The following is an 18,404-nucleotide window of genomic DNA, read 5'->3' on the forward strand; positions in this document are numbered from 1 at the left end:
TCTGGCCTATCCTGTGCGAAACACGCGACGCGCGCCGCGCGTTGCGCCTCGACACAGGAGCATCGATGCCGAATCACGCCGAAGCCACCACGACGCAGGCGCCGCAAGTCGCGCCCGTCCCCCCGACCCAGGCGACAGGCCCCGCATTCATCGCGCCCGAAGCCGATCCGCAGGCGCTCGCACGCAACAACCAGTACGTGCTGAAATCCGGCGACGCGTTCGTCGTCAGCGACGCGCTCGGCGACGTCGGCGGCCATGACGACGGCCTGTTCGTCGACGACATGCGCGTGCTGTCGACCTGGCGCCTGACGTTCGGCGGCCGCGCGCCGTCGCTGCTGTCGGGCGCGACGAGCGCGGACAACGCGTCGTTCACCGCGCACCTGACGAACCGCCCGCTGCCGCCGCTCGGCGGTCGCGAGACGCCCGAGGGCGTGATCCACATCGAACGGATGCGCGTGCTCGCGGGCGACGTGCTTTACGAAGCGCTGACGCTGACCAACTATGGCGCGAGCGAGGCCGAGGTGCCGCTGTCGCTGTCGTTCGCGGCGGATTTCAAGGACATGTTCGAAGTGCGCGGCACGCAGCGCCCGAAGCGCGGCACGGTGGTTGCGCCGCGCGTCGACGGCGGTGCGGTGCGGCTTCGCTACGATGGCCTCGACAAGGTCGAACGCAACGTGACCGTGCATTTCTCGCCGGCGCCCGACGCGTTGTCGGTCGATCGTGCCGATTACACGCTGACGATCGCCGCGCAGGCGTGCGTGTCGATCTACCTGACCGTCGACGCGACGCTCGGCCGCGCGCACGACGGTGAAGGCCCGGGATGCGGGCGCGTCGCGCTGCGCACCGCGCTCGTCGGCGTGCATCGCGAGATGCGCTCGCGCCGCGAGTCGATGGCGCGCGTGCACACCGGCAATCCGCTGTTCGATGCGTGGCTCGACCGCTCGCTCGCGGATCTCGGGCTGCTCACGACGCAGCTCGATACCGGGCCGTATCCGTATGCGGGCATTCCGTGGTTCTCGACGCCGTTCGGCCGCGACGCGGTGATCACGTCGCTGCAGATGCTGTGGCTGCAGCCGTCGCTCGCGCGCGGCGTGCTGCGCTTTCTCGCGGAGCACCAGGCGCGCGAGACGTCCGCGTTTCGCGATGCGGAGCCCGGCAAGATCATGCACGAATTCCGCCGCAGCGAAATGGCCGCGACGGGGGAGGTGCCGTTCGCGCTCTATTACGGCGGCGTCGACACGACCCCGCTGTTCATCGTGCTCGCGGGCGCGTACGTCGAACACACCGGCGACGATGCGCTGATCGACGAGCTGTGGCCCGCGCTCGAGCGCGCCGCGCAGTGGGTGATCGACAAGTGCGACCGCAATCCGTACGGGCTGCTCGATTACCAGCGCACGTCGGAGCGCGGTCTCGCGAACCAGGGCTGGAAGGACAGCCACGATTCGGTGTTCCACGCGGACGGCCGTTTTCCCGACGGCCCGATCGCGCTCGTCGAAGTGCAGGCGTATGCGTGCGCGGCGCTCGATGCGATGTCGATGTGCTCGCACCGGCGCGGCCACGCGGCCGACGCGACACGCTATGCGCTGCGCGCGAAGGCGCTGCGCGACCAGGTCGAGACGCTGTTCTGGATGCCGGAAGGCCAGTTCTACGGGATCGCGCTCGACGGTCACGGCGACCTGTGCCGCGTGCTGGCGTCGAACGCGGGCCATCTGCTCGCGTTCGGCCTGCCCGACGCCGAGCGCGGCGCGGCGGTCGCCGGCGTGCTCGGCTCGACGCTGTTCCAGACGGGCTGGGGCGTGCGCACGCTCGCGGCCGGCCAGCCGCGCTTCAACCCGATGGCCTATCACAACGGCTCGGTGTGGCCGCACGACAATGCGCTGATCGCGCGCGGGCTCGCGCGCTATGGCGACAAGACGGCCGCGGTGAACCTGCTGCGCGCGCTGTTCGAAGCCGCGGTCAGCTTCGAGATGCGGCTGCCGGAGCTGTTTTGCGGGTTCCCGCGCCGGCGCGGCGAGCCGCCGACCGCCTATCCGGTCGCGTGCCTGCCGCAGGCGTGGGCGGCCGGTGCGCCGTTCATGATGCTGCAGGCGTGTCTCGGCGTGAGCGTTGACGCGGCGCGCCACGAGGTGCGGGTCGAGCGCCCGGCGCTGCCCGAAGGTGTCGACTGGCTGCGCATCGACGAACTGCGCGTCGGCGACGAAACGGTATCGCTGACGTTCCGGCGCGTCGACGGCCAGGTGATCGCGTCGGCGGAGCAGCCGGGGCGGGTGAAGGTGGTCGCGGTGCTGTAGCGCATGCGGCTGCACGGACGTTGCGCGATGTCGTGCCACGTCCGCACGCAGCGGCATAGAATCGTGACATGACCCTTGAACGATGGCGGAGGCACCTACGATGACGACCGACAACCGGCCCGACGACGGCGAGCAGAAGAAGCTCGAGAACCTGGAAGCGGCGGTCGACCACCTGCACAAGTCGATCGAGTCGCAGAGCATCGCGGCTGGCGCGGCGAAGGGCATCCTGTTCAGCCTGATCGAAACGCTCGGCGCGCTGATCGGCGATCCCGACCTGCCCGAACATGCGCGCTCCGGGTACGAGGCGCTGCGCGACAAGGCGAGCGAATTGCGCCGCGGGCTCGACCGGCATTGACGAAGCGGCAGCCGGCGTCGGCCGCCTGGCCCGCGCCGGCGCTGCCCAATCCTGCACGGCGCGCACAAAATCCCGTGCGCTCAATGAGTTAGCCGGCCGGTGCGCAGGATATCCACAAGCTTGCCAACACAATCTGTGGAGAACCGGCCGGCCCCCGACCGGCCGCGCAAGCGGCGCCGCGAGGCCGCACACGATGACGCGTCATTGACCTGTCTGGCCCGATCTACTGAATCCCCTTTTGTATCAGGATGTTACGCGTCACATTGGTGGAATATCCACAGGCTTGCCAACAAAATCTGTGGATAAGTCTGACGTGATTGCTTCCTGATGGTTGACGATCCGGCGCGCGGCGGCCGCGGCGTCGAAGCCTTTGCACACGGGCTGCCCGCTGCGTGCGTCGGCGCGATAATTCGTGCGCGATCAACGGGTTAGGCCTCGGGTACCCAGGATATCCACATCCTTGCCAACACAATCTGTGGACAAGCCGGGCCGCATCATTCGACCGGCGCGGTGTCGGCCGCCTCCGCGACGATCCAGTCGCGAAACAGCGTCATCGCCGGCGAGAGCGGCTTCGACTTCAGCGACGTGAGCCAGTAGCCGCCCGCGCGCACATCGATGTCGAACGGCCGCGCGAGCAGGCCGAGCTGCAGTTCGCGCGCGAACATGCAGGCTGGCGCGAGCGCGATGCCGGCGCCCTGCATCGCGGCCTCGACCATCAGCCGCGACGAATCGAACACGGGCCCGTTCACCGCCCACGGTTCGAGCGGCGCGGCATCGAACCAGCCGAGCCATTCGTCGGTGCGGTACGAGCGCAGCAGCGTTTCGTTCGCGAGATCGGCCGGCCGCGCGAGGCGCCGCGCGATCTCCGGCGCGCACAGCGCGGTGAGCGGGGCGTCGAGCAGCCGCTCGTTGCGCGTCGCCGGCCAGTTGCCTTCCCCGAAGCGGATCGCGAAATCGAGACCCTCGGCCGCGAGGTCGACGACGTTGTTGTGGGTCCGCAGCCGCAGCTCGACGAACGGGTGCGTGTCGCCGAAGCGCTTCAGCCGTGGCATTAGCCAGCCTATGGCAAAGGTGCCGACCGCGCCGAGCGTCAGCACTTCGTGGAAGCGCCCGCCGTCGAACTGCTTGAGCACGGTTTCGATCCGGCTGAATGCGTCGCTGAGCACCGGCAACAGCGCGCGCCCTTCGTCGGTGAGCCCGAGGCCGCGCGGCAAGCGGGTGAACAGCGCACAGCCGAGCCGCTCCTCGAGCGAGCGCACCTGCTGGCTCACGGCCGCCTGGGTCACGCTCAGCTCGAGGCCGGCGCGCGTGAAGTTCAGGTGGCGCGCCGACGATTCGAACGCGCGCAACGCATTGAGCGGAAGATGAGGGCGGAGCTTCGTCATAAGAATTTCTTTTGTCAGCGCTCAATTATCGTTGCTTGTCAGGCAACCGTAAAGTCACGATAGTGCTGTCTCGCCGGCCGGCCATTCTGCCTCCACTCCACCACGAGAGACACTCCATGACCTACTCATCGCAACGTCGAACCCTGCTGCTGGCCGCCGCGACGGCGCCGCTCGTCCTGACCGTCAGCGCGTGCGCGTCGCCGCCGGCTGCCGCGCAGGACGTTTCGTCCGCGACGTCGTTTGCCGCGCTCGAGCGCGCGGCGGGCGGCCGTCTCGGCGTGTGCGCGATCGATACCGCGGGCGGCCGGCGCGCGCAGCATCGCGCGGACGAGCGCTTCCCGTTCTGCAGCACGTTCAAGGCGATGCTGAGTGCGGCGGTGCTCGCGCAGAGCGTCGAGCGCCCGGGGCTGCTGCAGCAGCGCGTGGCCGTTGCGCAGTCCGATCTCGTGAACTACTCGCCGGTGTCGGGCAAGCATGTCGGCACCGGGATGACCGTCGCCGAGTTGTGCGAGGCGGCGATCCAGTACAGCGACAACTCGGCCGCGAACCTGGCGATGAAGCTGATCGGCGGGCCGGCGGCGGTGACCGCGTTTGCACGTTCGATCGGCGACGACACGTTCCGGCTCGATCGCTGGGAGACCGAACTGAACACCGCGTTGCCGGGCGACCCGCGCGACACCACGACGCCGGCCGCGATGGCCGCGAGCCTGCGCGTGCTCACGCTCGGCGACGCGCTGCCGCCCGCGCAGCGTGCGCAGCTCGTCGCCTGGCTGCGCGGCAACAAGGTCGGCGACAAGCGGATTCGCGCGGGCGTGCCGGCCGGGTGGCAGGTGGCCGACAAGACCGGCACCGGCGACTACGGGACGACGAACGACGCGGGCGTGATCTGGCCGCCGTCGCGCGCACCGATCGTGCTCGCCGTGTATTACACGCAGGCGCGTGCCGATGCGAAGGCGAAGGACGACGTGATCGCGGCCGCCGCGCGCATCGCGGTCGCGACGTTCGCGTGAGCGGGCGGCGCGGCGCGCGTTCATCGATGAATGCACGGAACGACGAAGCGATGTGTCGATGAATGCACGCGGTGCCGCAGTCGTGACCGGCATGTCGAAACGTTGTGCGATCAACGACTTAGATGACGCATGCTCAGGATATCCACATCCTTGCCAACAAAAATTGTGGACAAGCCCGCGCGCGGCCGCGTTCATCGCGCAGCGGGCGCGGCGCCGGCGTGCGTGAGGCTTGCCTGCCCGGTTCGAAGCGGCACGGACAAAACCTTTCGGATCAAGCGCTTGTGCGTGGTATGCGCAGGCTATCCACACGCTTGCCAACACAATCTGTGGACAAGCGGCATGGCGCGCGCGACATGCGGTCCGTCGCGTCGTGCGACGATGCGTGAACGGCACATCGCGTGGCCGCGTGCCCGATTCGAAGCGGCGCGGACAAAGTCTTACGGATCAAGCGCTTGATCGCGGTATGCGCAGGCTATCCACATGCTTGCCAACACAATCTGTGGACAAGCCCGCCCGATGTTCAGCCATGCCGATCGTCGACCGAGGGCCAGCGCGCGAACGCGAACACCCACAACATGATGAAGTTCAGGACCGGGACGAACATCGTCAGGATCCACCAGCCTGAATGCCCGGTACGCCGAACGATGCGGACATACGGATAGACGACGATCGCGACGAGCACGAGCGAGACGATCAACTGCCCTGCGGTGAAGTGTTCCATGGTCTTCCTCGGAATGATGTGTCGTTGTCCGATGCGGGCGCAACGGCCGGCACCGTGGTGCCGCTGCGTGAAGTCTCGCGATGCGTGGCGCGTGCGGCTCGTGTGATCGTGACGCGTGGCAGGTGCGGGCGTCAAGCGGCGGGCAGGGTGCCGCTGTTGCGCCGGATCGTCTGTCTGCGCGCGCGGGCGAACCGCGTGCTGCCGCAACGGTGACGTGGCGCATGAATCATTGGCCGATCAACGGGTTAGCCGATGCGTGCGCAGGATATCCACAAGCTTGCCAACAAAATCTGTGGGTAAGTGCTGCGACGATCGCATCGCACATCATTGGGGCATCGACGTGGCATCGTGATGCGAAGTGCGGCGAACCGGCGCGTGTGACGGCCCGGCGCGCGCCGCGTCTGCATCACGCGTGCCAAAGTCCGTCGGATCAACGGCTTAGCGTTGCGGTGCGCAGGATATCCACAAGCTTGCCAACATTTTCTGTGGAGAAGTCCGCGTGGCGATCGCGCGGCGCGGCACATCGTGCAAACCGCCTCGTCTGCCGGATCCACCGTGAAGATGTTGAGGAGCACGACGGGTTGCGCGTCGACGCCGAACTGTTGCCGGATCGGGAAGTTCGGGTCCATCGATTTGAAATGTGGCATTGGGCGCCCCTGCAAGTAGTGCGGCGACGACTCGGAGGGAAGGGATCGGTACGCGATGTCGCGTCGAGGCGAGCGCCTGCTCGGCGCGGGTTGGCGCATTCGCTGCGCACGAGCGCCAAACCCTTTCGGATCAATGGTTTGCTGCCGTTAGCGGCCGGTTGTCCACAAGCTTGCCAACACAATCTGTGGAAAAGCGGCCCGTCGGGCGTGTGTCAGGCCGGCGCCGGAAAGCGCACCGTCACGGTCAGCCCGCGCCCGCCTTGCGTCGTGCCCAGCGCGACGGTTGCGCGATGCTGTTCGGCGATCCGCTTGACGATCGACAGCCCGAGCCCGCTGCCCGACGACGTGACCGCCTGCGCGCCTTCGCCGCGATAGAAGCGCTCCCACACGTCCGTGCGCTCGGCTTCCGGAATGCCGGGGCCGTCGTCGGCGACTTCGAGCACGGGCGTCGCGCCGTCGAGACGCGCGGACACGTCGACGCGCGCGCCGACGCCCGCGTAGCGGATCGCGTTGTCGACGAGGTTGTTCAGCAGCACGCGCAACGTGTCGATGTTGCCGGCGGCCATCACCGGCGACGACACGATCGCGCCGAGGTCGATGCGGTGCGCATCCGCGACGCGCGTGCGATCGGCGACCACCGAGCGGCACAGCGCGGCGAGATCGACGGGCGCGGAGGCCGCGGCGGACGCCTGCGCGTCGGGTTCGAGGCGCGCGAGCGTCAGCAATTGTTCGGCGAGGTGGCCGAGGCGTGTCGTGCCCGCATGGATCTGCGCGAGGATCTGCTCGCGTTCGTCGGCCGTCGACGCGCGCCGCAGCAATTGCGACTGGATCGACAGCCCCATGATCGGCGTGCGCAACTCGTGTGCGGCATCGGCGATGAAGTGCCGCTGCAGCGTGAACGAGCGGTCGAGCCGCGCGAGCAGGTCGTTGATCGCTTCGGCGAGCGGGCGGACTTCGTTCGGCATCGACGCGACGTCGACCGGCTCGAGATTGTTCGCATTCCTGCGCTTCAGGCCGGCCGCGATCGTGCGCAGCGGCCGCAGCCCCGCGCCGATGCCGAACCACAGCCCGATCGCGAGCACCGGCAGCATCGAGAACACCGGCCACAGCAGGTGCACCGCGATGCCCGCGATCGCTTCCCAGCGTGCGTGGCGCGCCTGCGCGAGCCGGATCGTCGTGCCGCCGCGTTCGGTCACGTAGGTGCGCCACGGCTGGCCGCCGACGTCGACGCTGCCGATGCCTGTCTGCGCGGGCGGCGGCAGCGCGGACTTGCGATCGGTCGAATACACCAGCGTGCCGTTGCGCCAGACCTGCAGCAGCACGGCGTCGGGGTCACCGGCCTCGAATTCGTGCTTGCCGTCGCGATGGTTGCTGAACGACAGTTCGCCGTTCGGGCCGACGACGATCTGCTTCGACATGCTGCGCATCTGGTCGTCGAGGAGATCGTCGAGCTCGCGCAGTGCGCCCCAGTAGGTGCCCGCGCTTGCGACCAGCCCGATCACGCACGCGGCCGGCAGCAGCCACGTCAACAGGCGCCGCCGCAGCGATGCGCTGCGCCAGCGCACGATCGCGTGTTGCAGACGCATCATGCGGCGTCACCGATCCGGTAGCCGACGCCGCGCACCGTGCGGATCATGTCGTGGCCGAGCTTCTTGCGCAGGTTGTGGATGTGCACCTGCACCGCGTTGCTCTCGATTTCCTCGCCCCAGCTGTACAACCGTTCCTCGAACTGTTCGCGCGAGATCACGGCGCCGGGGTCGCGCATCAGTTCGTGCAGCAGCACGAACTCCTTCGGCGACAGCGTGACTTCTTCGTCGTTGAGCCAGACCAGGTGCTTGACCGGATCGAGCCGCAGCGGGCCGATCGCGAGCGTCGTCTGCGCGCGCCCCGCGTGGCGGCGGTTGACCGCGCGAATGCGGGCGAGCAGTTCCTCGAGCACGAACGGCTTGACGAGGTAGTCGTCGGCACCGCTGTCGAGGCCGGCGATGCGGTCCGGCACGCCGTCGCGCGCGGTGATGATGATCGCGGGCAGGGTTTCGTCGCGGCGGCGCAGCGACGCGAGCACCGACAGGCCGTCGCGGTTCGGCAGCCCGAGGTCGAGCAGCAGCAGGCCGTAGCCGGTCGAGCGCAGCGCGAGCGTCGCGGCGTCGCCGTCCTTGACCCAGTCGACCGCGAAGCCTTCCTGTTTGAGGCCCTGTTCGAGCCCGCTGCCGATCAGCGGATCGTCCTCGACGAGCAGTACGCGCATGGATTCGTGTCTGTTGGCGGGCGCGGGCGCCCGGGGTTCCCATGATAAGCGCAGGTGTCTTAGGCGGAGCTTAAACACGGGCGCCTGCGTGCGTTCGCGCACTGGAACGTTGCGACGGCATGCCGCGGCGCACGGTCTTCAGCTTTGCTTAATCTTACGGTCCGTAATCTGGGGCCGTCGCGTTCAACGGAGCGCGGCGCACTCGAAAAAATGGAGGAACGAGATCATGAAACACCTGACGAGAATTTTGGCGGTCGCGCTTGCCGTGCTGCCCGCCGCCGTCTACGCGCAATACACGGGGCCGTCCGCGCTGACCACGACGACCGTGAAGGAACTGCTCGCGAACGGCAAGGACGACCAGCACGTGCAGTTGCAGGGGCGCATCGTCAAGCATGCCGGCGGCGAGGATTACGAGTTCGCCGATGCGACGGGCACGATCCGCGTCGAGATCGACCGCAAGCTGTGGGCGGCCGGCCAGCCCGTCAGCGACAAGAACGAAGTGAAGCTGACCGGCGAGTTCGAGCGCAAGTGGTCGGGCAAGGTGAAGGTCGACGCCGATCACGTGGAAGTGCTGCGCTGACCGGTGCACCGGTGCATACGGGGCCGGTGATACCATGGACGACCGGTTCCCGTTCTCACCAAGATGGCTGCCAATTTCGATGAACTCGCGTCCCGGATCCGGGCGCAATTTTCCGAACTGAGCCCGCAATTCCAGGCGGGCGCTGCATTTCTGCTCGATCATCCCGACGAGGTCGCCACCTCGTCGATGCGCAAGGTCGCGCAGCGCGCGCAGGTTCAACCCGCATCGCTCGTGCGGCTCGCACAGCAATTCGGTTTTCCCGGCTGGAACGAGCTGCGCGACCTGTGCGTCGCACGCGTGCGCACGCGTCCCGAGCCGCTCACGCAGCGTGCGCGTTCGCTCGTGCGGCCCGACGCGAAGGCGTCGCTCGCGCACGACCTGCTCGCCGCACAGCAGCACAATCTTGCCGCCACCGCCGCACAAAACGGGCACGCGCTCGCGGACGCCGCGAAGCTGATCCGCAAGGCGTCGCACGTGCATGTCGCGGGGTTCCGGTCGTGCTATCCGGTGGCGTTCGGTTTCGTGTACGGCTACCGGCTGTTCCGGCCGACCGTGTCGTTGCTCAACGGTGTCGCCGGCTCGCTCGAGATGGAATTGCGCACGATCGCGAAGCAGAGCGTGACCGTGATCATCAGTTTCGCGCCGTATTCGGCGGAAGCGACGCGCGTCGCGCAGGCAGCGAAAGCGCAGGGCAGCAGGATCGTCGCGATCACCGACAGCGCGGTGTCGCCGATCGCGCTGCATGCGGACGCGCAGCTGATCTTCACGCACGACAGCCCGTCGTTCTTTCCGTCGCTGGTCGCCGCGCATGCGATGGCCGAGGCGCTGGTCGCGCAGTTGCTGGCGCTCGAAGGCAGCGATGCGATCACGGCGCTCGAGCGCACGGAAGCGGAACTGCATGCGAAGGGCGCGTATGTCGTGTAGCCGCACGCGCGGCTCCGCCTGTCTTCCGCTCCCGTTTTCTCCTTGATCCGACCTAACCGATGACGTTCACCTACGACGTGACCGACGCCGGCGACGCGACCGGCCGCACACTGCGCCGCGCCGGGCCCTGACATCCGCATCGATATTTCATCGCGACCTGAACCGTCGCGGTACCGCGCGCGCGTATGCTGACGTCTCCATTCCGAGGAGACGTCAATGTCCGATTCCAACGTGCAGTTCCGCCAGGCCGAAACCTTCCGCGCGCTGCACGCGCGCCCCGGCGCCTTCATCATCCCGAACCCGTGGGATGCCGGGTCTGCCCGGCTGCTCGCGATGGCCGGCTTCGAAGCGCTCGCCACCACGAGCGCCGGTTTCGCGTTTTCGAGAGGGCGGCCCGACAACGCGATCGGCCGTGACGAAATGCTCGCCCACATCGCCGAGATCGTCGCGGCGGGCGGCCTGCCGGTCAGCGCCGATCTCGAGAACGGCTTCGGCGACGCGCCCGACACGGTCGCCGAGACGATCCGCCTGGCGGCCGGCGCCGGCGCGGTGGGCGGCTCGATCGAGGACGCGACCGGCCGCGCCGACGCACCGATCTATCCGTACGACGCGGCGGTCGAGCGCATCGCGGCGGCGGTCGACGCGGCGCGCGCGTTGCCGTTTCCGTTCACGCTGACCGCGCGTTGCGAAAACTACCTGCACGGCCGCCACGACCTCGCCGACACGATCGCGCGGCTGGTCGCGTACCGTGACGCGGGCGCCGACGTGCTGTACGCACCGGGCGTGACCGATCCCGACGAGATCGCGGCGCTCACGCGCGCGGTCGGCGCGCCGGTCAACGTCGTGATGGGGCTGCAGGGCGGGTTGCTGAGCCTCGAGACACTCGCGGCGCTCGGCGTGAAGCGCGTCAGCGTCGGCGGCGCGCTGGCGCGGGCCGCATTCGGCGCGTTCCTGCGCGCCGCGACGGAAATGGCGCGCGACGGCACGTTCACGTTCACGCAGGCGGCGGTGCCGGGCCGCGACCTCAATCGCTGGTTTTCGGCGCCGGACAATTCGCCCGTTCAGTTCGAACAATAAGGGCCGGTGAAACGTGGGAACGTTTCCAACCGAAAGCTGATTGACGGTAATCAATCGAAACTGCTGCCGATTTGAAGTTCGATGACGGCGCGAAAACCATCGATTATTCTCCGTATTCCGGCGGTGCGACCGGAACCGGCACGCAAGCCGCGCCGGTTCTGGCGTCAGCCGCCCGCCACGCGAACCGGTGCCGCATATTGTTGCGATTTTCCGCTCGCTGTTTTTTTCGTATTCGGGAGTTGCCGGTTATTTATCGGATTGGTAATCTCCCGCATATCCGAATGACCTGCCAGCGGGCCGCCGGAAAATGAATATATAAAAAATCGAGAGAGCGATGACAATCCGAGAAAATCACCGCAGTGGCGTTCGCGTCGGCGATGTCGTGACGCTGAAAACCGGCGGGCCGCGCATGACCGTCACCTACGCGGGGCCGGTCGTGTTCGACGATGCCGACTGGCTGATCTGCCAGTGGTTCGACGACAGCGGCCACTTCCGGCAGGAAATGTTTCATCACGAAACGGTGGTGCCCGAACCGCGCGCGATTTCCGCCGGGCGCGTCCGCGTGCGCATGCAGGGGCACCGCTACCGGTCGGCAGCCTGACGACGCCGCGCCCGTCACGGCGCCGCGCCGCTTGCCGGCCGCAGCTTGCCGCATCGCAGTGGCCGGCCGTGCCGGCATGCCGACGACATCCACGACATTTCACGTCAACCCGAAACATGCGGCGGCCCGGCGCGCCGATACTGCACGCATGAACCCGACCCATCCGATTGCCGCGGTCACGCACCGCGATCCCTACCCGTATTACGCGACGCTCGTCGACGGGCCGCCGCTTGCGTTCGACGCCTCGCTCGGCCTGTGGGTCGCGAGCCGGGCGGCCAGCGTGACGGCCGTGCTCGGCCACCCGGCGTGCCGCGTCAGGCCGCTCGATGCGCCGGTACCGCCCGCGTTGCGCGGGTCGACGGCGGGTGCGCTGTTCGGCGAACTGGTGCGCATGAACGACGGCGCATTGCGGCACGACGTGCCGAAGCAGGCGCTGCGCGCGGCGTTCGCGCCGATCGATGCGAACGCGTTGCGCGAACGGGCCGCCCAACTCGCCGGCAGCCGGCTGCGCGCGCCGTATGACGCCGATGCATTGAACGCGTGGTGCCTGACGGTGCCTGTCTGCGCGGTCGCCGATCTGCTCGGCTTCGACAGCGCGCAACTCGACGATATCGCCGCGCTGGTCGTCGACTTCGTCGCCGCGCTGTCGCCGCTGTCGGACGACGCCGCGCTGGCCCGCGCGAGCGAAGCCGCGCGGCAACTGCTCGACCGCATGACGGAACGCGTCGCGCGCACGCATGCGCAGGACGGTTCACTCGTCGCCGCGGTTCAGCAGGCGGCCGGCGCCGCGGGCTGGCACGCGAGCGGCGCGCTGGTCGCGAATCTGGTCGGGTTGCTGTCGCAGACGTGCGAGGCGACGGCCGCGTGGCTCGGCAACGTGCTGGTCGCATGGGATGGCACGGACGGCGAACGCGCGATGCCGGATACGGCCGCCCTCGACGCATTCGTCGCCGAGGTCGGCCGATTCGATGCGCCGGTGCAGAACACGCGCCGCTTCGTCGCGTCGCGCACGACGATCGACGGCGTGACCGTCGATGCCGGTGCGGCCATCCTGGTCGTGCTTGCGGCGGCGAACCGCGATCCGGCCGTGCATCGCGAGCCGCACCGACTGCTGCCGGGCCGCGCGCCGGGGCCGAACTTCGGGTTCGGCACGGGGCCGCACGGCTGTCCGGGCGAGCGGATCGCGCGGGCGGTCACGGCGGGGGCGTTCGGGGCGTGGTTGCGCGCGGGCGGTGACGCGCCGCGCGACAGGCTGGTGTGGGACTACCGGGCCTCGACCAATGTCAGGATGCCGAAGTTCGGCGTGGCGAGGTAAGCGGAAAGGCGGGACTGCCTAGCGGCAACCTTGCTTCTCGGCCCATTGTTGCTGGGCGGCGACGCGGCGTTGCACGCGTTCGACGAGACCGGTCGAGAAGGTCCGCATGCTGATGCCGCGGCGCTTCGCGAGGATGGTTTGTGCGACGTCGGCCTGCGGGTTCGGCTGGCATGCCCAGTACAGCGTCATCAGCCAGCCGATGCCCGTCCACGCGAACAGCGCGTTGAACATCGCGATCGTCAGCTTGTCGTGCCGGCTGCGCCGATCGGCGACGATGGCCGGAAGAAAATAGAGCGCGATCGCTGCGACCGAACCGGCCACCTGAATCAGGACTGTGTGTTCCATGTTGCTGCTCCGTCCGAACTGCAATGAGGCTGATTGTCGCGCTTTTTCCATTCGTGTGCCGGCAATTGATTGTTGCGTTTTCAATAACGATCAGCGCATGGCGACGCCCTCAGGCTGCACTTCGTTGCTCAACGCGAAACCTTCGTCGAGCCAGCCCGTGACGCCGCCGATCATCAGCTTCACCGGGCGGCCGAGGCGCGCGAGCCGGATCGCCGCGCGCGCGGCGCCGTTGCAGTGCGGGCCCGCGCAGTAGACGACGAACAGCGTGCCGGCCGGATGGTCGGCGAGCTTGCCGGCGACGATCTTGCGGTGCGGCAGGTTGTGCGCGCCGGGCACGTGACCGGCGGCAAACTGCTCCGGACCCCGGACGTCGAGCAGCACGAAATCCGGCGCGCCGGACGCAAGTGCATCGTGGACGTCCCAGCAATCGGTCTCGAAGCGCAGCGATGCTTCGAAGTGCGCGAGGGCGGTGGCGCTGTCGGCGGCGGGGACGTCGGTGACGTATGACATGAAAGGCGCTCCTGAAGGACGGCGCGGAATGCGCCGGAATGAAGGGCAGTATCGCGGTTCGGCGGCCGTCGCGGCAGTGGCGTGATCGACAAGTTCCGGTAACATCGCGCCATGCACAATCATCTCGTCGTCGCGCTCGCCTACGATCGCCTCTGCACCTTCGAGTTCGGCTGCGTGGTCGAACTGTTCGCGCTCGAACGCCCGGAACTCGGCGTCGACTGGTATCGCTTCGCGGTCTGCGCGAGCGAGCCCGGGCCCGTGCGCGCGGCGGGCGGCATCACGGTCGCCGCGCCGTACCGGCTCGCGATGCTCGATCGCGCGGACACCATCGTGATTCCCGGCTGGCGCGATCCGGACGAGCTGCCGCCGGAGCCGCTGCTAAAGAAGCTGCGTGCCGCGCATCGCCGCGGCGCGCGGCTCTGTTCGATCTGCTCGGGCGTGTTCGTGCTCGCGGCGGCCGGCGTGCTCGACGGGCTCACCGTGACGACGCACTGGCGCTACGCCGAGCGCCTGCAGGCGCGCTATCCGGCGCTGCGCGTGAATCCCGATGCGCTGTACGTCGACGAAGGGCAGATCGTCACGTCGGCCGGCTCGGCGGCGGGGCTCGACATGCTGCTGCATCTCGTGCGCCGCGATCACGGCGGCGCGATCGCGAACCGCGTCGCGCAGCGCCTCGTGCTGCCGCCGCATCGCGACGGCGGCCAGGCGCAGTTCGTGCCGCGCCCGGTCGCGCCGGGCGGCAGCGACCGGCTCGCGAAGCTGATCGACTGGATGCGCGCGCACGCGGCCGAACCGCACACGCTCGCGTCGCTGGCCGCGCAGGCCGCGATGAGCACGCGCACGCTGCAGCGGCAGTTCGCGGATGCAACGGGGATGTCGCCGCTCGCATGGCTGATCCGCGAGCGCGTGAACGTCGCGAAGGACATGCTCGAAGCGCATCCCGGGCTGTCGCTCGCGCAGATTGCCGCGCGCGCGGGGTTCGGTTCCGAGGAATCGTTGCGCCGGCATTTCCGGCGCGTCGCGGCGACGAGCCCCGCCGCGTACCGGCGCGGGATGGATCGCGGTATGAGGTCCACGGACGCGTGAGTGGTGCGTCTTTCCGCGCAGCGGCGGCACCGGTCCGTCGTTTGCTTCTTGTCGACTTCGAGCACGCGTAAGATGGCGATCGCCGTGCGGCGACCGTAGATGCGGCGCCGCCATTCCCGCTCGCAACGACAACGACAAGGACAATCATCATGGGCCTGCTGGGCAAGCTGTTCGGAAAGAAAACGCGTGACGAAGCGGCAGCGCCTGCGCGTTCCGCGCACGACGCAGGCGGAGCGTCGGAAGCAACGGAAGGATCGGACGATACGCACGAACAAGGCGGCCCCGACATCGCGCCGGAACTCGCGCCCGCGCTGAGGGCATTCCAGGCCGGCCGGCACGAGGCCGCGATCGCGGCCGCCGCGCCGCACGCGGAGCGGCTGGCCGATGCGGCGCGCCTCTGCGCGCTTTCATACTCGGCGATGAAGCGTTACCCGGAAGCGTTTCCGTACTGGCTCGCGCTGTTCGACCATGAGCCGAGCGCGCACAACGCGGTGCAGCTCGCGACGACGTCGGTGATGTGCGACGAAGTGGAGCGCGGCGAAGCGTGGATGCAGAAGGCCGCCGAGGTCAATCACGACACGCACGAGCAGTCCGACGTCGCGGCGCGCGTGAACTTCATTTCGGCGCTGATGCAAGGCGGCCACCTGCGCGAGGCGCTGCCGCATCTCGCGTGGGTGCGCGACGTGTACGGCCACGTGCGGATCACCGATTCGACCTTCCTCTACATGCGCGGCATTCCGTTCTTTTCGTCGTTCCTCGAGAACAGTCTCGAGATCCTGAAGGCCACGCAGCCGGCCGACGCGATCGCGCCGTGGTACGGGGAACTGAAGGGCAAGCTCGACGAAGAAGGCGAAGCGCAGCTTGCCGCGTGGGTTAATCAGTTGCCGGCATGACCGGCCGGTTCATCGCGCGTCGCGACGCCTGCCGCGTCCTGCCGGCGCGGCGTCGCGGCGCGCATGCTCAGCGCGTGTTGGTATTGCCGGTATCGCGCGCGGTTTGCTTGATGCACGCGATCCGGTACACGCCGTCCTCGACTTCGACGCCATGCGTGTCGTGCGTGAAGCCGGGGAAGCGCAGGTCGTACTGCTCGAGCGCCTTCAGGTAGCCGAGCAGCGGGCCGTCGGCCGGCCCCGCGTTCTCGCCGGGCATCAGCAGCGGAATGCCGGGCGGATAGGGCACCACGCCCGTCGCGACGGTGCGGCCCGCCATCTCGGCGAGTTCCAGCATCTCGATGTCGTTGTGCACGAGATGCTCGTACGCCTCGGCCGGGCTGAAGTCGGGCTGCGGCAGCGTCGAGAAGCCGCGCGACATCATCTCGGTCGTCTTCAGGTCGCTCATCGCGCTGAACATCAGGTCGCACAGGTCGCGCAGGCCGAGCGTGCCGTAGCGGTCCGGATAGCGCCCGACGAGCTCCGGCAGCGCCTGCTCGAGCGGCGCGTTCGCATCGTAGTCGCGCTTGAAGTCGAGCAGCGTGTTGACGAGCGTGCCCCACTTGCCTTTCGTCACGCCGAGCGAGAACAGGAACAGGATCGTGAAGTCGGTCGTCTTCTCGACGACGATGCCGTGCCGGTCCAGGTACGCGGTGACGACCGACGCCGGAATGCCGACCGGCATCAGCCCGCCGTGCGGCGCGACGCCCGGCGTGACGATCGACACCTTGATCGGATCGAGCATGCAGTAATCGTCCTCGATCTCGCCGAAGCCGTGCCATGTGTCGCCCGGATGCAGCACCCAGCATGACGGATCGGTGGCGAGCAGCGTTTCGTCCGCTTCATGGAAGCGCACGCGCCGGCCCGTCTTGCGATCGACCACGGTGTCCGGCTGCCAGCCGTTGAAGAACCAGTCGTCGTTCTCCTCGCATTCCGCATGCAGCCGCGCGAGCATCCGGCGGAACGACACGGCCTCGCGGATCGCGTCGGTGGTCAGCGCCTCGCCGCCGGGGCCGTCCATCATCGCGGCGCTCACGTCGTTCGACGCGATGATCGCGTAGTTCGGCGACGTCGATGCATGCATCATGTACGCCTCGTTGAAGCGCGCGTGCTCGATCGGGTTGCGGCCGTTGCGGACATGGATGAACGACGCCTGCGACAGCGCGGCGAGCAGCTTGTGCGTCGACTGTGTCGCGAACACGGTCGGCTTGCTCGCGTCGTGCTGCGACGGATCGCCGTGCATCGCGTGGCGATCGCGGTAGATCGGGTTGAAGCGCGCGTAGCCGTACCATGCCTCGTCGAAATGCAACCGGTCGACGCTCTGGCCGAGCAGTTCCTCGACGCGCGTGACGTTGTAGCAGAGGCCGTCGTACGTCGAGTTCGTGATCAGCGCATGCACGGGCGTCGGGTCGATGCCGTCGCGGCCGCGCACGAGCGGGTTCGCGTCGATCGCGAGACGCACGGCGGCGGCCGTGAGCCGTTCCGGCATGATCGGCCCGATGATCCCGTAATGGTTGCGCGACGGTATCAGGTAGGTCGGAATCGCGCCGGACATCGTCATCGCATGTTCGGCCGACTTGTGGCAGTTGCGATCGCACAGCGCGACCTGGTTGCGCGTGACGCTCGCCATCAGGATCACGCGGTTCGACATCGACGAGCCGTTCGTCACGTGATACGTGCGGTGCGCGCCGAACACGCGCGCCGCGTAGCGTTCGCTTTCGCCGATCGGGCCCGAGTGGTCGAGCAGCGAGCCGAGTTCGCCGACCGAGATCGACAGGTCCGAGCGGAACAGCGCTTCGCCGAAGAATTCGAAGTACGCGCGGCCGACCGGCGATTTCAGGAACGCGGTGCCGCCCGTGTGGCCCGGCGTGTGCCACGAGTATTCGTACACGCGCGAGAACTGCGCGAGCGCGCGGAACATCGGCGGCAGCACGGTTTCGCGGTAGCGTTCGATCGCGGCGACGATCCGCCCGCCGATGAACGCGGTCGTGTCCTCCAGCATCCAGATGAAGTCGTCGGCCTTGCGCATCGCGTCGACGGGAATCGCCGCCGCGCTCGCGCGGCTCGCGAGCAGGAACACCGGCACCGTCGCATTGCGCGCGCGCATCGCGTCGAGCACGGCCTGCGCGGGCGCATGCACGGGATCGTTGCCGAGCTCCCAGTTGAGCAGCAGGCACTGGATCGCGGGATCGGCGTCGACCACCGCGCGTGCGTCTTCGGCTGAGGTCGCGATCACGACGTCGACGAGCCGCGTGCGCAATTCTTCGACGAGCGCGGTGGCCGCGCGTCCGGTGGCCGTGCGTTCGTCGATGTCGTGCTGCACGAGCAGCGCCTTCATGCCGAGGCGGCGGAACGCCGGTTGGGTCAAGGAAGCGGTCAT

Annotated in this window: 18 protein-coding genes; 11 read left to right on the forward strand and 7 right to left on the reverse strand. The window is 68.3% G+C overall.

The features are described from left to right. Nucleotides 1-65 precede the first annotated feature (65 nt). Nucleotides 66-2,291 carry an amylo-alpha-1,6-glucosidase gene (locus U4012_RS12215; RefSeq protein WP_321798774.1) on the forward strand — a complete coding sequence of 742 codons (2,226 nt, stop codon included), beginning with the start codon at nt 66-68 and terminating at the stop codon, nt 2,289-2,291. A 100-nt stretch (nt 2,292-2,391) separates the two neighbouring features. Next, nucleotides 2,392-2,646, forward strand: coding sequence for a hypothetical protein (locus tag U4012_RS12220; protein ID WP_044847902.1), 255 nt, complete (start codon nt 2,392-2,394; stop codon nt 2,644-2,646). Between the two features lie 494 nt (nt 2,647-3,140). On the opposite strand, the gene penR is transcribed toward U4012_RS12220, so the two are convergent. Continuing rightward, a complete protein-coding gene (gene penR / locus U4012_RS12225) occupies nt 3,141-4,031 on the reverse strand; it encodes a beta-lactamase transcriptional regulator PenR (RefSeq protein ID WP_044847903.1) in 891 nt (296 codons plus the stop codon). A gap of 116 nt (nt 4,032-4,147) precedes the next feature. On the opposite strand from penR, the gene blaPEN-bcc reads away from it, so the two are divergent. Beyond that, nucleotides 4,148-5,041 (forward strand): PEN family class A beta-lactamase, Bcc-type, encoded by an 894-nt coding sequence (gene blaPEN-bcc, locus U4012_RS12230; RefSeq protein WP_321798777.1) that lies wholly within the window; start codon nt 4,148-4,150, stop codon nt 5,039-5,041. Nucleotides 5,042-5,561: 520 nt separating this feature from the next. Here blaPEN-bcc and U4012_RS12235 read toward each other — a convergent pair. The 3 genes from U4012_RS12235 to U4012_RS12245 all read right to left on the reverse strand — a co-directional run bounded on the left by U4012_RS12235 (nt 5,562) and on the right by U4012_RS12245 (nt 8,657). After that, nucleotides 5,562-5,762, reverse strand: a complete 201-nt coding sequence (locus U4012_RS12235; protein ID WP_044847905.1) for a membrane protein — start codon at nt 5,760-5,762, stop codon at nt 5,562-5,564. A gap of 859 nt (nt 5,763-6,621) precedes the next feature. Beyond that, entirely contained in the window at nt 6,622-7,998 is a 1,377-nt protein-coding gene (locus U4012_RS12240; RefSeq protein WP_321798780.1) for an ATP-binding protein, read from the reverse strand. Next, entirely contained in the window at nt 7,995-8,657 is a 663-nt protein-coding gene (locus U4012_RS12245; RefSeq protein WP_044847907.1) for a response regulator, read from the reverse strand. The genes U4012_RS12240 and U4012_RS12245 overlap by 4 nt, the downstream gene beginning before the upstream one ends. Nucleotides 8,658-8,883: 226 nt before the next feature. Between U4012_RS12245 and U4012_RS12250 the strand changes: the two genes are divergently transcribed. The 6 genes from U4012_RS12250 to U4012_RS12275 all read left to right on the forward strand — a co-directional run bounded on the left by U4012_RS12250 (nt 8,884) and on the right by U4012_RS12275 (nt 13,154). After that, complete coding sequence (locus U4012_RS12250) at nt 8,884-9,237, forward strand: NirD/YgiW/YdeI family stress tolerance protein (RefSeq protein ID WP_321798782.1); 354 nt, start codon at nt 8,884-8,886, stop codon at nt 9,235-9,237. Between the two features lie 63 nt (nt 9,238-9,300). After that, nucleotides 9,301-10,161: a MurR/RpiR family transcriptional regulator gene (locus U4012_RS12255; RefSeq protein ID WP_044847909.1), complete on the forward strand. Its 861-nt coding sequence runs from the start codon at nt 9,301-9,303 to the stop codon at nt 10,159-10,161. Between the two features lie 216 nt (nt 10,162-10,377). Beyond that, nucleotides 10,378-11,238 (forward strand): isocitrate lyase/phosphoenolpyruvate mutase family protein, encoded by an 861-nt coding sequence (locus U4012_RS12260; protein WP_321798784.1) that lies wholly within the window; start codon nt 10,378-10,380, stop codon nt 11,236-11,238. Between the two features lie 71 nt (nt 11,239-11,309). Continuing rightward, entirely contained in the window at nt 11,310-11,549 is a 240-nt protein-coding gene (locus U4012_RS12265; protein ID WP_321798786.1) for a hypothetical protein, read from the forward strand. A 23-nt stretch (nt 11,550-11,572) separates the two neighbouring features. Continuing rightward, on the forward strand, nt 11,573-11,839 hold the full coding sequence (locus U4012_RS12270) for a YodC family protein (RefSeq protein WP_044847912.1): 267 nt from the start codon (nt 11,573-11,575) through the stop codon (nt 11,837-11,839). Between the two features lie 148 nt (nt 11,840-11,987). Next, nucleotides 11,988-13,154, forward strand: a complete 1,167-nt coding sequence (locus tag U4012_RS12275; RefSeq protein ID WP_321798789.1) for a cytochrome P450 — start codon at nt 11,988-11,990, stop codon at nt 13,152-13,154. 18 nt (nt 13,155-13,172) lie between these two features. Here the strand turns inward: U4012_RS12275 and U4012_RS12280 are convergent, their stop codons facing one another. Then, entirely contained in the window at nt 13,173-13,499 is a 327-nt protein-coding gene (locus U4012_RS12280) for a superinfection immunity protein (RefSeq protein WP_321798791.1), read from the reverse strand. Between the two features lie 90 nt (nt 13,500-13,589). Next, the gene (locus U4012_RS12285) at nt 13,590-14,009 is read right to left on the reverse strand and encodes a rhodanese-like domain-containing protein (protein WP_321798793.1); all 420 of its coding nucleotides are present in this window, start codon (nt 14,007-14,009) and stop codon (nt 13,590-13,592) included. A 111-nt stretch (nt 14,010-14,120) separates the two neighbouring features. On the opposite strand from U4012_RS12285, the gene ftrA reads away from it, so the two are divergent. After that, entirely contained in the window at nt 14,121-15,095 is a 975-nt protein-coding gene (gene ftrA, locus U4012_RS12290) for a transcriptional regulator FtrA (protein WP_321798795.1), read from the forward strand. A gap of 149 nt (nt 15,096-15,244) precedes the next feature. Next, nucleotides 15,245-15,988: a hypothetical protein gene (locus U4012_RS12295; RefSeq protein WP_321798797.1), complete on the forward strand. Its 744-nt coding sequence runs from the start codon at nt 15,245-15,247 to the stop codon at nt 15,986-15,988. A gap of 67 nt (nt 15,989-16,055) precedes the next feature. On the opposite strand, the gene U4012_RS12300 is transcribed toward U4012_RS12295, so the two are convergent. Further along, a complete protein-coding gene (locus U4012_RS12300; protein ID WP_321798799.1) occupies nt 16,056-18,404 on the reverse strand; it encodes an Orn/Lys/Arg decarboxylase N-terminal domain-containing protein in 2,349 nt (782 codons plus the stop codon).

The organism is Burkholderia sp. BCC1988 (genome assembly GCF_905339895.1).
GTDB lineage: Bacteria > Pseudomonadota > Gammaproteobacteria > Burkholderiales > Burkholderiaceae > Burkholderia.